Genomic DNA, 15,007 nt, shown 5'->3' on the forward strand with positions numbered 1-15,007 from the left:
CGCCGGTGGCCCCGGCCAGGGCCAGCCCGGGGCGGGGGGAGTGTTCAGGGAGACTGGGAGAGGTTGTAGGACTCAGGGCCGGGTCCGGGGGCAGGCGCTTCGGCGGTGTCAGGCGTGATCAGGGCGCGGACGGCTTCGATCAGACGCTCCGGGGAGAAGGGTTTCTCCAGAAAGGGGGCGCGGGCGTCAATGCCGCGTTGCTGGCAGACCGATTCGTGATCGTAGCCTGAGATGTAGAGCACCGAGGCGTTGGGGTGAGACTTGAGCACGCGTTCGGCCAGCTGGCGCCCGTTCATCCCGGGCATGGTCACGTCGGTGACGATAAGATCGATACGCGAGGGGTGAAGCTCGGCGATGTCCACGCCTTCGGCCGGAGTGCTGGCACTGAGCACCTTATAGCCCTCGGCGTTGAGCACCATGGTGGCCAGCTGGCGCAGGTCGGCCTGGTCTTCGACGAGGAGGATGGTGGGTGTGTGGGGCAGATTTTCGGTGCGCGTGGGGGCATCCACGCGGGGGGCGTAGATCAAAAAGGAGGTCCCCTGGTCGAGTTGACTGACCACATCGATGACGCCCCGGTGCTGGCGCACAATGCCCTGGGAGGTGGCCAGACCGTAGCCGTGGGTTTTTTCGTTGTTTTTGGTGGTGAAGGTCGGGTCGAAGATGCGCGAGACCGCGTCTTCGGGGATGCCGTATCCGGTATCTTCGACCTCGATCAGCACGAAGGGGCCTGCTTCTAACCCGAGTTTTCGAGCGGCGCGTTCGTTGAGCACGATGTTGCGGCTGCGCAGGGTCAGGCGGCCTCCCTGGGGCATCGCTTCACAGGCGTTGATGACCAGGTTCATCAGGACCTGTTTGAACTGGGAGGCATCGAAGCAGGCCGTGCCCAGGGTCTTGTCCAGGGAAAGGTGGAATTCGATATGATCCCCGGTCACTCGCCGCAACATCGACTCGATGTCGAGGATGATCTCATTGAGGTCGAGGGCTTCGGGGGAAGGCGCGCGCTCGCGGCTAAACGCCAGGAGTTGATCGATGAGCTCGGAGGCGTGGTGTCCGGCTTTGTGGATCTGCTGGGCGTGAGCGAAGAAGGGGTCGGATGTTGAGAGTTGGTTCATGGCCAGCTTGGAGTAGCCGATGATCAGGGTGAGCAGGTTGTTGAAGTCGTGGGCAATGCCACTGACCAGGCGGCCCAACGCTTCCATTTTGTGGGCCTGGCGAAGTTGCTCCTGCAGTTCGCGGCGTTCGCGTTCGGCGTGCTGCTGATCGTTGATATCGAAGAGGATGGTGCGGCATCGGGCGGCGTCGTCGCCATCGGGATCGACCACCACGCTGATCAGGCGCAGGTGGTTTTGAGAGCCGTCGGGAAGGCGCGCGGTGATCTCGCAGGTGCAGCTCTTTTGGCCGCTAAAGACCTGGGCCAGGTGGGTATTGAAGCGCTCTCGACTGGAGGCGGTGAGCTGCTCCCCGAGTGAGCTCGCGATGAGATTGTCGCGTGGTTTCTCCAAGAGCTCGGCGGCCATCAGGTTGAGCTCTTCGATCGTGCCGGAGGGATTGAGGGTCAGATACCCGACCGGGGCATGAAAGTAGAGATCGACATAGCGCTCGCGGGAGGCTTCAAGCTGGGCCTGATTGCGCTTGAGTTCTTTGTTTTGAAGGTTGAGTTCGATCTGGTGCAGGCGAAGTTCTCGAATCAGTTCATCGAGATTGTGTTGGCGAAGCTCCGTCGGGTCATGTTCATCGAGGAGGGCTTCGGCCCGGGCACGAAGATCGAATTGGGATAGACCTGGGAGACCGCTTTCATTCGGATTCATAGCGTTACCATGGGCACACAAAAGGTCGGCCAGAGGGTGGACGCTCCCCGCCAAGAGAGAAGTCGCGGTACAGACGGCGCAGTCATACTGAATGGGCCCAGATTAAGCCAGAAAACCCTTCAGTGCAACCGATTTAGCCGGGGGGTGTGAGGGGTAATGGGGCTCAGGAGCGGCGGGTAAAGATACTGTGTTGAGCGTTAACCAGGGCAAAGAGATCGGGGCGAGAGGCGGCGGATTCGTAGGCCCCCATAAAGAGGAGGCCTCCCGGAGCCAGCGCGTGGTGCAGGTGCTGAAGAAGCGTCTGCTGGGCGGAAGGTTGCAGATAGATCAGAAGGTTACGGCAGCAGATCAGATCGTAGCCCGGAGGTGGGGGCTGGCGTAAAAGATCGCGGACCTCGTAGTGAAGTTTCTGCTGATAGGCTTCGTGCAGCCTGTAGTGCGCGCCCTGAGCGTCAAAGAAGCGCTCCCGCATGGCCGGGGGCAGGGCCTCGACCTCGGAGCGGGCGAAGATGCCCCGACGCGCCCGGGCGATGGCCTGAGTGTTGATATCGCTGGCCTGCACCGAAAAGTGGGAGGTGTCGGTGTGGAGGCGCTCCAGGAGCATGAGCACCGAGACGGCTTCCTGGCCGGTGGAGCAGGCGCCGACCAGGGCGTGCACGGGGGGGCTCTGGGCGGAGAGGCGTCGTTTTAGCTGGTGGGTCAGCGCGTCGAAGGCCTGGGGATCTCGAAAAAAGTGAGTGAAGCCCACGAAGGTGTCATTGAGCAGCGTGAAGGCTTCTTCGGGGCGGTGGTCCAGGTAGTCGAGGTAGGCGTCGAGGGTGTTCAGCCCCAGACTGCGGGAGCGTAGCGCGATGGTTTCGAAGAAGAAGTCGCGGCGGAAGGGGTCAAGGTGCGCGCCGCTGATGGTGGCGACGCGCTGGAGGATGTGACTCAGGGGGTCGGTGCCGGGGGGCAAGGGGGGCATATCAGGCCAGGGCCAGGTAGTCGGCAGGGGCGGGCAGGTGGTGGAGCCCCAGGCGCTCCCCGTGGGCCATGGCGGCCAGCACCGAGGCCTCGTCGAAGGCCGCGCCGATAAACTGCAGGCCAAAGGGCAAGCCGTTGTGGCGTCCGATCGGGATGGAGCCGGCGGGAAGCCCGGTGATGTTGGCCAGGAAGGTGAAGCGACACATGTCGCGGGTGCCCTGGTCATCGAGAAGCTGTGCGCCGGTGAGGTTGAGGTCGTAGGGAAGCGCGGTGGTACGGGTGGTGGGCATCGCGATCAGATCGACATCATCGAGGGCCTCGCGCAGCTGCTCTTTGAGGAGTTCGCGGGTGCGCTGGGCGGCCATGAACTCCTCGGTGGTGATGGTGCGCAGCGAGGCGATCAGTACCCGGACTTCTTCGGAGAAGTCGGCGGGGAACTCGCGGAGGTGATCGGTGAGGTTGCCCAGTGTTTCCAGACCGATGGTGAGCACGCCGATGGCCAGCGCGTGGGTGACGAGTTCCAGGTCGAGTTCCACCAGGGTGGCGCCCTCGGCGGCGAACTGGCGCAGCGCGTCGAGGGTGGGCTGCTGGAGTGCCGGATCGAGGGCATCGAGCTCCGAGGAGAGGTAGCCGATGCGTGCTCCTCGCACCCCGCGTCCCAGGGCCTTTCGCCACTGCTCGGCCTTGCGCGGCTGGCGAGGGGCCCAGCGGCTGGCCGGGTCGAGGGGATCGGGGGCGCTGGCGGCGATGAGGAATTCGACCAGATCGGCGGTGGACTGCCCCAGCGGTCCCATCGTGGAGACGGTACCCGCGCCAAAGACGTCGCCGGTGCGGCCGATACGGCCAAAGGTGGGTTTGATGCCCAGAAGTCCGTTGAGGGCGGAGGGGATGCGGATGGAGCCGCCACCATCGGAGCCCAGAGCCACCGGGGCCAGGCCCAGCGCGACGGCGACGGCCGAGCCGGTGGAGGAGCCTCCGGCGCCGTGGTGTCGGCTGTAGACGTTGCGCGGCATGGCAAAATGTGGCGAGAAGCCCGAGGGATTCATGCCCCATTCGGTGGTGTGGGTGCGGCCGTAGAGCAGCGCGCCGGCGTTGCGAAGGTGGGCGATGACGTGTCCATCGCTCTCGCTGCGGGGGTTGAAGTACGAGGTGCCACAGCGCACCGGCATCCCCTGCATGTCGACCTGATCTTTGATCGGGATAGGGATGCCATCGAGGGGGCCCAGGGCGTTGCCGGCCTGCAGGCGTTTGTGGCTGGCCGCGGCGGCATCCAGGGCCCGCTCAAAGTCGGTGCAGACAAAGGGGGAGTGGGTGGATTCGCCGAGGGTGCGTGTGGCGAGTTGTTGCTGGATGCGCTCCAGGACCTCCACCGGGGAGGATTCACCGCTGCGGTAGGCCCTGGCGAGTGCGGCCATGGTGGTGCGTCCGGGCGTCGTCGACGGCGGGTCGAGCTTCTGGTCGTTCCAGCCCCGTTTGCGCCGGGATTGCAGGGGCTGCGGATCAAAGCGCAGCGTTCCGCGCGAGGAGGCCGGAAGCTCAAGCAGGCGATCGATGCCAAAGTCGGCCATCGCGCGTTTGCGCAGAATCAGGGCTCCTGCCGGGCTTTCGGCAGCTTTACGGGCGATGGTGAGCGCGGGTCCAGTCAGGCGCATCGAACTTCCGGGGTTCAGTTGGAGTGGAGGCTGTTGAGGAGCGCTTCGACGGCGTCTTCGTGTTCCTGGGTGCTCTGAATCAGGCCCTGAAGCGCGGCGGTGATGTGTAGGGCGCTCTCCAGGTCACGGTTGACGCTGCGGTAGAGGGCGGTTTTGGCCATGCTGACCGCTTTGGGGGGGAGCGCGGCGATCTCACTGGCGAGCGCCAGGGTGCGTGCGGCCAGCTCATCGTCGGGGACGACTTCGTGGACCATTTCGATCTTGAGAGCGTCGTCGGCGCCGATGACCCGGGCGGTGAGGATGAGCTCCAGCGCGCGGGAAAAGCCTACCGTGCGAGTAAGCAGATAGGCGCCACCATCACCGGGGATCAGGCCGACCCGGGCAAAGGTTGAGCCGAACTTTGCGCGGCGAGCGCTCACCCGAAGATCGCACATCAGGGCCAGTCCCAGTCCGGCCCCGATGGCCGGGCCGTTGATCTGGGCGATGGTGGGTTTTTCGAAGCTGTCAAAGCGCCGCGGCAGGGTCTGCATCCCGCGCAGGTAGCGCTGGCGAAGCTCGACGGGATCACCTCCGAACATACCGCTGTGATCGCGCATGGCTTTGAGGTCACCGCCGGCGCAAAAGGCCGAGCCCTGACCGGTGACGATGACCACGCGGACGTCGGGATCGCGTTCGGCTTGATCCAGGCTGTCGGTGATGCCCTTGATCATCGCGTCGGAGAAGGCGTTGCGCGCGTCGGGGCGGTTGAGCGTGATGCGGGCGATCGGACCATCAAGGGTGTAGAGCACATCAGACATGGAGAGCCTCCGGGAGGTTCGGACATGTATTTAAGGGCCACGACATCAAGCGAGATTTGCCGGCAGGGCTGTGGCGGTGAGCCAGGACCATCGGCCGGCGGTGGCGGAGAGGATGCGCACCTATCGCGGCGCGCAAAGTGAGTTTAAGTGTTCGTAGTATGTGCACCGCAGTCGGGTCCAACGCAAGTTGTGAAGGTCGGGAAGGGGTAGGGAGCGCACTCGCGCCGGATCGCTGAGAAGGGGCCGGAGCGCGTTAACGAGGGCGTCGACCTGGGCGTTGGGTGTGGCGTGGGATGGGTAGAGGTACTCAGCGCCGAAGAAGTTCGGGTAGGCCAGGCGTTCGGGGAGGAGCGGGCGGCAGCCCAGGGCCACGGCCTCCATGACTGCCAGGCCCTGAAACTCCTGGCGGGCGGTGGAGATGACCACATCGCTGCGTCGGAGCCAGCTCAGGTACTCGGCGCGGGAGGGGGCAAAGCCGAAGTGGTCGATGCGATCGCCCAGGCGCTCTCGGGCCTGGTCGAAGATGTCAGGCGATTGGCGAAAGCGCTCTCCGAGGACGACCAGCCGAAAGGGGATCTCTTGCTCGTGAAGGGCAAAGAGGGCGTTAAAGAAGGTCTGCGGGGCTTTGTCGTACTCCCAGCGGTGGTTCCAGAGCAGGCGTAGTGGGCGCTGGTGGTCGGGGCGATCGTCGGGGCGGTACTCAGGCTCGGTCGGCTCAAAGAGCGTGTCGTGGAGCGGTACCGGGAGCAGGTGGGAGCGTTGGCGCAGTGCGTCGACCAGTGCGGAGGGCGCGTGGTCGGGCAGGCGCTTGAGCAGCGTGGAGGCTCCCTCCAGGAAGGAGTCGCGGTTGAACGCCGAGTTAAAGAGGAGGCGATCGGCAGCCAGCGCGGAGTAGAGGCTGGTGAGCTGGAAGTGAAGCGTCTGTTCGCCCTGGGTGGAGGGATAGGCGAACTGATTTTCGTGGAAGTAGAGCGCGGTGGGGAGGCTGGCAAAGCGAGGGTCGATGCCGCGCAGGGTCGCCAGATCGACCATCGAGGTGGCGAGCAGCGCGTGGTAGCCGGCCGGCTCCACGTTGAGTTCGTGGGCAAAGGCCAGGGCGTTGCCGCGAAAGCGCCAGGCGAAGTGGCGAGGAGGCAGTGCGTGGATGTCGATCTCGACATCCTCAAGGTGTTCCGCCAGGCCCCGCGCCCACTGCGCGTGGCTGTGCGCATGGTACGCCGATAAGAGCAAGAGCTTCACGCGATCTCAACTCGTCGGAATGAGATGGACCTCAACGGGCACCGACGTGTTGACGAGTACCGTCCCGAGTGAGGAAAAGAGCCGGTCGAAGCGTTGCGGCGCTGCGGGCAGCGTGATGAGGATGCGCAGGCGATCGGCCGGCTCCAGCGCGTCGAGCGCCTCTTGGAGGGCGGCGATCAGCGCATCGGCGTCGACGGTGGCGTTGGGAGAGCCCTCGGACGCGCTCAAAGCGTCGGCGTCCTCGGCGTCCTCGGCCGGCGCCACCGGTTGGCCATCGATCAGGAGCCGACCTTCTTCGTCAAAGGTCAGTCGGAGCTCGGCGGTGGTGTTTGCCATCTCGGCGGCCTGCTGCGACTTCTGTGCTTCGGCCTGAGCGCCGGCACCCTGTTCGCTTGAGGCGTAGATCAGTCCCTGGTGGCCGGCACGGGTTCGCTCGGCAGCCCGGTGAGCCGTGTGCTCGGCGCTTGTCAGCGCGCTGGAGTCGACCGGCCGCATCGTCGGGCCACTGCCACAGCCGATCGGGGCGATCAGACACGTCAGGGCACACAGGCCGGCGGCGGACATCGAAGAGATCAGGCGCATGAGCAGCTCCAAACGCACCAGGCGCGAGGCGTCCCCTTATGTAAAGGGTCGCGCTCGCGCCTGGTGGGAAAATCGAGATGTGCGCCCCAAAGGATCGGGGCGCGGTGCTGCGAGATTAGAGGCGCGGCGAGTAGTACTCGACGACCAGGTTTTCCTGGACCTGCACCGGAATGTCTTCGCGGCTGGGCAGGGCCTGCATGCGACCGGTCAGGGTCTTGGCGTCGAAGCTCAGGTAGCCGGGCATACGCAGGGTGGGCTGCGCCACGGACTCCTGGATGGCCGAGATGTCGCGGCTCTTGGCGCGGACCGAGATTTCACGGCCGGGCTCCACGCGGTAGCTCGGGCGGTCCACTTTCTTGCCGTCAACGACGATGTGACCGTGGACGACCAGCTGGCGAGCCGCCGGGATGGTCGGGGCCAGGCCAAGGCGGAAGACGACGTTGTCGAGGCGCTGTTCCAGAAGGCGCAGCAGCACCAGACCGGCCGGGTCTTTGGAGCGCTGAGCTTCCACGAAGAGGTTACGCAGCTGACCTTCGCTGAGCCCGTAGTTGTAGCGAAGCTTCTGCTTTTCGTAGAGCTGCTTCTTGAACTCGCTGAAGCGCTGGCGTCCCTGGCCGTGTTGTCCGGGCGGGTAGGGGCGACGATCAGCAAGCTTGCGGGTCAGGCCCGGCAGGTCGGTGCCGAGGCGACGGGCGATACGAAGGCGCGGTCCAGTATAACGAGCCATAGTTGATTCTATCCACGGGTGCGTTGTCGTTTTTTGGGTCGGCGTCAGTCTGACGTGCAGCGACCCATCCAAAAAGGGGCAATGCTTTATAGGTGCGTCGAGCCAGCCACGCGTGCTGCTCGAATCGGCAGCAAAGGGCGCATACCATAAGGGCGGCGCCGCTCGAATGCAAGACCAGAGCGTGAGAGGGGTCTCGCAAGGCGCGCTTTTTGGCATAAAGCGACCCGGGGTGCAAGTCAAAGCACCGGGAGGGCGCGATCAACTCATCTGAGCAAAGAGAGCGTCGCCGAGCTGCGCGCACTCCGGGGCGGTGAGCACGCCCTGGTGCTCAGGCTCCAGAGCCGCGCGCAATAAGGCGATAGCGGCAGTCTCCACCCTCATAGGAAGGGCGAACGCGCCGGGGTTGAAGCGGTGGGCGATCCCAGCGATCGCGGCGGCCATCACCGAGTCCGGGCGATCGGGGCCGTAGATCACCGGGAGTCTCAGGCTGACATGATCGGGAGCCTCGCGGGCCAGCAGAGCTTCGGCCTGGCGGGTGCTGGGCAGGTAGCTTGAGGGCACCAGGGGCGTGGGGGCGGCGGAGCGATACACCAGGCGGGCCTGGAGGGACTCCATCATCTGGAGCACTCGGCGCACGCCTGCGACGTTGCGGGCCTGGAGGCGGCCGCTGCGGTCGTCGAAGTAGGTGGTTGCGCAATAGATCAACGCGTCGATCGGGCCGTCGTTTTGCCAGGCTGGTTTGGGACCGGAGTCGTCTCGAAGCCAGTGCACGCCTGCCATCCAGGGGTGCACTGGCGCCGGGGGCTCGTCCTGGCATACTACCATGATCTGATGCCCAATCGCTCGTCCCAGCCTGGCGACCTCCTGGCCGACGTAGGTCTCTCCGCCGAAGATCACCAGATTTTGTGTCTGCATCGGGATCCTGAACGCATTTTTTGTTTAACTTCGATCAAAAGAGGTTTTGACTTACCCTCAAAAGGGGGCACACTCTAGCGCGCCGGTTGCTACGTTCTGTAGAGGCTGGCTGGTGCACGACCTAAAGACTCTGCGAACGACCACCCAGTATGGCAACTTATATACCGATTGGCGGGCCCGCCAACGACGCCGAGATCGAGGGGATTCGACTGCTGCGCGATCTCTTGCCAGATCATTACGTGATTATCGGCAACTTCGATCTCCGCCTTGAAGGGCGACGCAACTCGTTGGAAATGGATGCGGTTGTGATCGCCGAACACGGCCTCTTCGTCGTGGAAATCAAAGGATGGAGCGGTCCCATCCACGGGGATGCTCGGCGCTGGAAGGTGCCCTGGGGCACGGTGAGCAATCCGATCACGCCCCTGGAGCGCAAGGCCAAGGCGCTGCGCCAGTACCTGGGAGCCAAGTGCGGGGGTCTGCCCGCCGAGGTGTTCTGCTCGCCGGTGGTGCTCTTCCCGCGCAAGGTCGAGGAGTTGAGCCTGCCGGTGGAGCTGCGCCGACATGTGATCCAGCCCGATGAGGTTTACGCGTACTTTGTGGACCTGGAGCTGCTCCAGGAGCAGGGGCCGGGCCGCTTCCGGGATAAGGCGGCGCGCGATGCGATCGTCAACGCCATCGCTCCGGTGGCCGATGCCCCCGGTGAGAAGATCACGATCGAGACCTACGAGATCGAGCGGGAACTCCAGGTTCCCCACCGTCAGTACCGCGAGTACGTGGGCCAGCATCGCTATCTGCAGAGCCGCAGCCGGGTGCGGATCAAAGCCTATAGCATGGATCCGCTCCACGATCGCGCCCGGCAGCAGGCTGAGATCACACGGGTGATGCGCGATACCGAGGCGCTCTCGGTCCTTGATGACAACCCCTACGTGGCGCGCAGCTACGATGTGTTGCGGGATCGCGATGACGAGCTGATCTTCTACATGGTCAGCGAATGGGTGGGGGCCAAGACGCTGGGAGATTATCTGGAACGAGCGCGTCAGGAAGGCTGGCGGCTGGAGCGACGCTGGGAGCTGGCGCGCGAGCTGACCGCCGCGGTGCAGAGCATCCATCAGGCGGGGATTCTTCACCGAAACCTGCATCCGGGCGTTATCTACATGACGCGACGCGAGGCGCGGGTGCCCTTTAAAATCGCCGATTTTGACTACTCCCGGGTGCAACAGCTCGAGTCGATCTCCGAGGACCTCAACGCCATCGGCACCGAGGGCTACCGGGCTCCGGAGCTGTGGCTGGGGCAGCCCTATGACCATCGCGTCGATGTCTTCTCATTAGGCGCGATCCTCTTTGAGTTGCTGACGCTGGAGCGTCTGTTTGAAGGCATGAGCGATCTCCTGCAGATCGAAGAGACCTGGGCGCGTCGCAAAGCGGCGATTCCCTGGGAGGCGGTCGCCGAGGTGATCGGTCAGATGCTCGGGTCTGAGCCGGGCGAACGCCTCGGGGAGCTCGATCTGGTGTCGCAGGCGTTTGAGGCAACGGTGCCCGCGCCGGGGTGAAAAGGGCCGGGAATTTTCCCTTGACAGAACTCCTCATTTGTTCTTGACACCCACAGGTTGCGCTCATAGTCTACGGCGCCTTACCCGCCCTGTGCCCGCGGCGTGTGCTTGCGGCACGGGATTGGTCCGAGCGCGACGACCGGGAGCGGGTTGGACACAAGTTGACACACACCGTGGCGCCATGGAGGCAGACCACGGCGCGACAATTGATGAAGGTTCCGCATCGAGAGCTCCCAGCGCATAGCCGGCAACACCTGTAAGAGCTGGATCTCGCAAGAAGGCGGGACTTTTTTTGTACGTCAAAGAACGAGTGAAATGAAGCACGTGCGGTGATCCGCGACCTGCGCTGGCAGAGCTCTTCTCCAGGCAGGCTTAAGACATGTTAGGGCAGGCAATTGATGTCGCCGCCTTGTAGACGAATTGACCCCCCTGCGTGCGCCCCCTGGAATCCGGCGCGCGGCGGGGGGCGATGTCGTCTGCGAGGCGGTGAATCGCACTTTTGGCAGCACTCCAAGGAGAGACGATGGGTCTAACGATCAAGTCGAACTTCCGAGTCCGCAAAGACTACGGTTCGATCAAGAAGATTGTCGACATTCCGAATTTGATCGCAGTGCAGCGGCGCTCCTACGACGACTTCCTGCAGACCGAGGTGCCTCACGAGGAGCGCACGGATACGGGCCTGCAGGGCGTCTTCAAGAGCGTCTTCCCGATCAAGGACTTCAACGAGACCTCGACTCTGGAGTTTATCAGCTACAACCTCGAGAAGCCCAAGTACGACATCGACGAGTGCATCGCGCGCGGCATGACCTATGCGGCGCCGGTGAAAGTCGTGATTCGTCTGGTGGTCTGGGATGTGGATGAAGACACCGAGACGCGCTCGATCCGCGACGTCAAGGAGAAGGAAGTCTTCTTCGGCGATATCCCGCTGATGACCGAGAAGGGGACCTTCATCATCAACGGCACCGAGCGGGTGATTGTCAGCCAGCTGCACCGTTCGCCGGGCTCGTTCTTTGACCACGATAAGGGCAAGAGCCACTCCTCGGGTAAGTTCCTCTACTCGGCGCGAGTGATTCCTTACCGCGGCTCCTGGCTGGACTTTGAGTTCGATGCCAAGGACATCGTGCATGTGCGCATCGACCGCAAGCGCAAGATGCCTGCCACCGTGCTTCTGCGGGCGCTGGGCTACTCGACCGAAGAGTTGCTCAACTACTATTACGATACCGAACAGATCTTTTTGGAGGGGTCGAGCTTCTTCAAGACGGTCAACCTGGAGCTGCTTCCGGGTCAGGTTGCCTCTAAAGAGGTGACCGATGAGGAGGGCAACGTCCTCGTCAAGAAGGGCAAGAAGTTTACGCGTGGCTCCACTCGCCGCATCTCCCGGGCCGGGCTCACCCGTATTCCGATCGCACTGGAAGAGGTGCTGGGCAAGGTTGCCGCCGAAGATATCTTCGACATGGAGACCGGTGAGATTCTGGTCGAGTGCAACGAAGAGCTCACCGAGGCCAAGCTCGAAGAGCTGCTCACGCGTGGCATTGAGTCGATCAACGTGCTCTTCATCGACAACGTTAACGTGGGTCCCTACCTGCGCAACACGCTCTTGGTCGACAAGATCACCAACGCCGAAGACGCGATCCTCGAGATCTACCAGCGCCTTCGCCCCGGTGATCCCCCCACCCAGGAGCAGGCTCAGAACCTCTTTGATAACCTCTTCTTCAACCCGGAGCGCTACGATCTCTCCGACGTGGGGCGCCTGAAGCTCAACTACAAGTTCCACCGCGAGATCGTGGTGCCGCTGGAAGAGCGGGAGAAGGCACTGCTCGAGAAGATCGAGACGGTCTCCAGCAAAAAGGCGCGGGAAGAAGCCGAGGCCGAGCTGGCCGAAGTCACCGAGGAGCTCGATCGCTGGCGCATTCAGACGCTTCGCGAAGAAGATATCCTGGAGACGATGCGCTACCTCATCGAGCTGCGTAACGGTCGGGGCACGGTCGATGACATCGACCACCTGGGTAACCGTCGCGTGCGTACGGTCGGCGAGCTGCTGGAGAACCAGTACCGCATCGGGCTGGTGCGCATGGAGCGTGGCATCAAAGAGCGGATGAGCATCTCGCAGGATATCGAGACGCTGATGCCCGACGATCTGATCAATGCCAAGCCGGTGAGCGCGGTGATCAAGGAGTACTTCGGCTCCAGCCAGCTCTCGCAGTTCATGGACCAGAACAACCCCCTCTCGGAGGTCACGCACAAGCGCCGCCTCTCGGCTCTGGGACCGGGTGGTCTGACCCGTGATCGCGCCGGCTTTGAGGTGCGCGACGTTCACGTGACGCACTACGGTCGCATCTGCCCGATTGAGACGCCGGAAGGACCGAACATCGGTCTGATCGCGTCGCTGTCGACCTACGCGCGCATCAACAAGTACGGGTTCATTGAGACTCCGTACCGCAAAGTCATCGACGGCAAAGCGACCACCGAGGTGCGTTATTACTCGGCGCTGGAAGAAGAGAATAACGTCATCGCTCAGGCCAACGCCGAGCTCAATGATGATGGCAGTTTCGTCAACGAACAGGTCGCCGCGCGTGACGCCGGCGAGCCGACCTTCGTGCTCCCGGAGCAGGTCACGTTGATGGACGTCTCGCCCAACCAGCTGGTGAGCGTGGGTGCGGGTCTGATTCCCTTCCTGGAAAACGACGATGCGAACCGCGCGCTGATGGGCTCGAACATGCAGCGCCAGGCGGTGCCGCTGATGCGCAGCCGTTCGCCGCTGGTCGGTACCGGCATCGAAGGTACGGTGGCGCGCGACTCCGGCATCACGATCGTTGCCCGGCACGCCGGGGTGGTCGAGTCCAGTGGTGCGGACCGCATTGTGGTGCGCCCCGATGACATCGGCGATCAGCTCTTTGTGAAGCCCGATATCTACAACCTGCTCAAGTTCACCCGTTCCAACCAGGGGACCTGCTTCAACCAGCGTCCGCTGGTGAATGTGGGCGATCGTGTGGAGGCCGGTGAGATTCTTGCCGACGGTCCCTCCACCGAGCGCGGTGAGCTGGCGCTGGGCCAGAACTGCGTCGTGGCCTTCATGCCGTGGAACGGCTACAACTTCGAGGACTCCATCCTGCTGAGCGAGCGCCTGGTCAAAGAAGACTGGTTCACCTCGCTGCATATCGAGGAGTACGAGGCGACCGCCCGCGATACCAAGCTGGGACCGGAAGAGATCACGCGCGACATCCCCAACGTGGGTGAAGAGGCGCTGGCCGATCTGGACGAAGCCGGCATCATCCGCATCGGCGCCGAAGTGGCCGCGGACGACATCCTGGTCGGTAAGATTACGCCCAAGGGTGAGTCGCAGCTCTCGCCGGAAGAGAAGCTCCTGCGGGCGATCTTCGGTGAGAAGGCCGGCGATGTTCGCGATACCTCGCTGCGCATGCCTCCGGGCACCAGCGGCACGGTGATCGGCGCGCAGGTCTTCTATCGTGAAGGCGCCGAGAAGGACGAGCGCACCATCGCGATCGAAGACGCCGAGGAAGCCAAGCTGCTCAAGGATCAGAACGACGAGATCCGTATTCTTCGCGACGCGGCCTACCGTAAGATGCGGGACATTCTGAGCTCGAAGAAGACTCAGAGCGACCTGGTGGATGAGTCGAAGCAGGTCCTGGTCAAGGGGGGCACCAAGCTCACCGAGAAGGTGCTCAGCGAGGTTCCGCGTCGTTACTGGCCGGACTTCGATATCGACGAGGAGACGACCTCCAAGCTCATGCAGATCCTGGGCGACGTTGAGGACCAGATCCTGGTGATTCGCACCAACTACGGTGAGAAGATCAAGAAGGCGCGCAAGGGCGACGATCTGCCCCCGGGCGTCATCAAGATGGTCAAGGTCTACGTGGCGGTGAAGCGCAAGCTTCAGGTCGGCGATAAGATGGCCGGTCGTCACGGGAACAAAGGTGTCATCAGCCGCATCCTGCCGATCGAAGATCTGCCCTTCCTGGAAGACGGAACGCCGGTGGACGTGGTGCTCAACCCGCTGGGTGTTCCCAGCCGTATGAACATCGGTCAGATCCTGGAGACGCACCTGGGCTGGGCGGCGCGTGGCCTGGGGGTTCGCATCACCGAGATGCTCGAGGAGATGCAGAAGCCCGAGAACCTGCGTAACTACCTGTTGAGCGTGTTCAAGGACGAGGAGACCCGGGAGGTCATCAATCAGGTCGATGATGACAACCTGTTGGAGTTCGCCCGTTCGATGAAGGACGGCGTGCACATGGCCACGCCGGTGTTTGACGGGGCTCCGGAGACGGAGATTCGCGAGATGCTGGGTCTGGCTGACCTGGATATCAGCGGACAGTCGGTGCTCTACGACGGTCGTACCGGCGAGGCGTTTGATAGCCCGGTGACCGTGGGTGTGATGTACATCCTGAAGCTGCACCACCTGGTCGACGATAAGATTCACGCGCGTTCGATCGGGCCCTACAGCCTGGTCACCCAGCAGCCGCTCGGCGGTAAGGCGCAGTTCGGTGGTCAGCGTCTGGGTGAGATGGAGGTCTGGGCCATTGAGGCCTACGGCGCCGCGTACACGCTGCAGGAATTCCTGACGGTGAAGAGCGACGACGTCCAGGGCCGCACGCGTATCTACGAGTCGATCGTCAAGGGCGACTTCTCGCTGGATCCGGGCCTGCCGGAGAGCTTCAACGTGTTGATCAAAGAGCTCCACTCGCTCTGCCTGAACGTCGAACTTCTGGAAGACGTGGCTTAAAGGCAGAGTTCGGCCGCCGGCTGTCGAGGCCGG

The 15,007-nt window shown here is 63.4% G+C and carries 9 protein-coding genes and 1 pseudogene; 2 read left to right on the top strand and 8 right to left on the bottom strand.

What is annotated here, in order from left to right:
- Window positions 1-44: 44 nt before the first annotated feature.
- The 8 genes from DL240_RS09305 to DL240_RS09340 form a co-directional block, all read right to left on the bottom strand.
- The gene (locus tag DL240_RS09305) at window positions 45-1,808 is read right to left on the bottom strand and encodes a hybrid sensor histidine kinase/response regulator (protein WP_111729603.1); all 1,764 of its coding nucleotides are present in this window, start codon (window positions 1,806-1,808) and stop codon (window positions 45-47) included.
- Window positions 1,809-1,971: 163 nt separating this feature from the next.
- Window positions 1,972-2,772 carry a CheR family methyltransferase gene (locus DL240_RS09310; RefSeq protein ID WP_111729604.1) on the bottom strand — a complete coding sequence of 267 codons (801 nt, stop codon included), beginning with the start codon at window positions 2,770-2,772 and terminating at the stop codon, window positions 1,972-1,974.
- A gap of 1 nt (window position 2,773) precedes the next feature.
- Window positions 2,774-4,423: an amidase gene (locus DL240_RS09315; RefSeq protein ID WP_111729605.1), complete on the bottom strand. Its 1,650-nt coding sequence runs from the start codon at window positions 4,421-4,423 to the stop codon at window positions 2,774-2,776.
- A gap of 14 nt (window positions 4,424-4,437) precedes the next feature.
- Complete coding sequence (locus DL240_RS09320; RefSeq protein WP_111729606.1) at window positions 4,438-5,220, bottom strand: enoyl-CoA hydratase-related protein; 783 nt, start codon at window positions 5,218-5,220, stop codon at window positions 4,438-4,440.
- 120 nt (window positions 5,221-5,340) lie between these two features.
- A complete protein-coding gene (locus DL240_RS09325) occupies window positions 5,341-6,459 on the bottom strand; it encodes a tRNA-queuosine alpha-mannosyltransferase domain-containing protein (protein WP_111729607.1) in 1,119 nt (372 codons plus the stop codon).
- A gap of 6 nt (window positions 6,460-6,465) precedes the next feature.
- The gene (locus DL240_RS09330; RefSeq protein ID WP_111729608.1) at window positions 6,466-7,041 is read right to left on the bottom strand and encodes a hypothetical protein; all 576 of its coding nucleotides are present in this window, start codon (window positions 7,039-7,041) and stop codon (window positions 6,466-6,468) included.
- A gap of 115 nt (window positions 7,042-7,156) precedes the next feature.
- Window positions 7,157-7,768 carry a 30S ribosomal protein S4 gene (gene rpsD, locus DL240_RS09335; protein ID WP_111729609.1) on the bottom strand — a complete coding sequence of 204 codons (612 nt, stop codon included), beginning with the start codon at window positions 7,766-7,768 and terminating at the stop codon, window positions 7,157-7,159.
- Window positions 7,769-8,026: 258 nt separating this feature from the next.
- Entirely contained in the window at window positions 8,027-8,683 is a 657-nt protein-coding gene (locus DL240_RS09340) for a Rossmann-fold NAD(P)-binding domain-containing protein (RefSeq protein WP_111729610.1), read from the bottom strand.
- 149 nt (window positions 8,684-8,832) lie between these two features.
- Between DL240_RS09340 and DL240_RS09345 the strand changes: the two genes are divergently transcribed.
- Both DL240_RS09345 and rpoB read left to right on the top strand, forming a co-directional pair.
- Window positions 8,833-10,233, top strand: coding sequence for an NERD domain-containing protein kinase family protein (locus DL240_RS09345; protein ID WP_111729611.1), 1,401 nt, complete (start codon window positions 8,833-8,835; stop codon window positions 10,231-10,233).
- A gap of 523 nt (window positions 10,234-10,756) precedes the next feature.
- Window positions 10,757-14,962, top strand: a pseudogene (gene rpoB, locus DL240_RS09350) (DNA-directed RNA polymerase subunit beta); the annotation flags it as partial.
- Between the last annotated feature and the right edge of the window lie 45 nt (window positions 14,963-15,007).

The organism is Lujinxingia litoralis, from assembly GCF_003260125.1.
Classification (GTDB): Bacteria; Myxococcota_A; Bradymonadia; order Bradymonadales; family Bradymonadaceae; genus Lujinxingia; species Lujinxingia litoralis.

Excerpts from the sequence above, each read along its gene's own strand:
- DL240_RS09305 (WP_111729603.1), bottom strand. The coding sequence starts at position 1,808 with ATGAATCCGAATGAAAGCGGTCTCCCAGGTCTATCCCAATTCGATCTT.
- DL240_RS09310 (WP_111729604.1), bottom strand. The coding sequence starts at position 2,772 with ATGCCCCCCTTGCCCCCCGGCACCGACCCCCTGAGTCACATCCTCCAG.
- DL240_RS09315 (WP_111729605.1), bottom strand. The coding sequence starts at position 4,423 with ATGCGCCTGACTGGACCCGCGCTCACCATCGCCCGTAAAGCTGCCGAA.
- DL240_RS09320 (WP_111729606.1), bottom strand. The coding sequence starts at position 5,220 with ATGTCTGATGTGCTCTACACCCTTGATGGTCCGATCGCCCGCATCACG.
- DL240_RS09330 (WP_111729608.1), bottom strand. The coding sequence starts at position 7,041 with ATGCGCCTGATCTCTTCGATGTCCGCCGCCGGCCTGTGTGCCCTGACG.
- rpsD (WP_111729609.1), bottom strand. The coding sequence starts at position 7,768 with ATGGCTCGTTATACTGGACCGCGCCTTCGTATCGCCCGTCGCCTCGGC.
- DL240_RS09340 (WP_111729610.1), bottom strand. The coding sequence starts at position 8,683 with ATGCAGACACAAAATCTGGTGATCTTCGGCGGAGAGACCTACGTCGGC.
- DL240_RS09345 (WP_111729611.1), top strand. The coding sequence starts at position 8,833 with ATGGCAACTTATATACCGATTGGCGGGCCCGCCAACGACGCCGAGATC.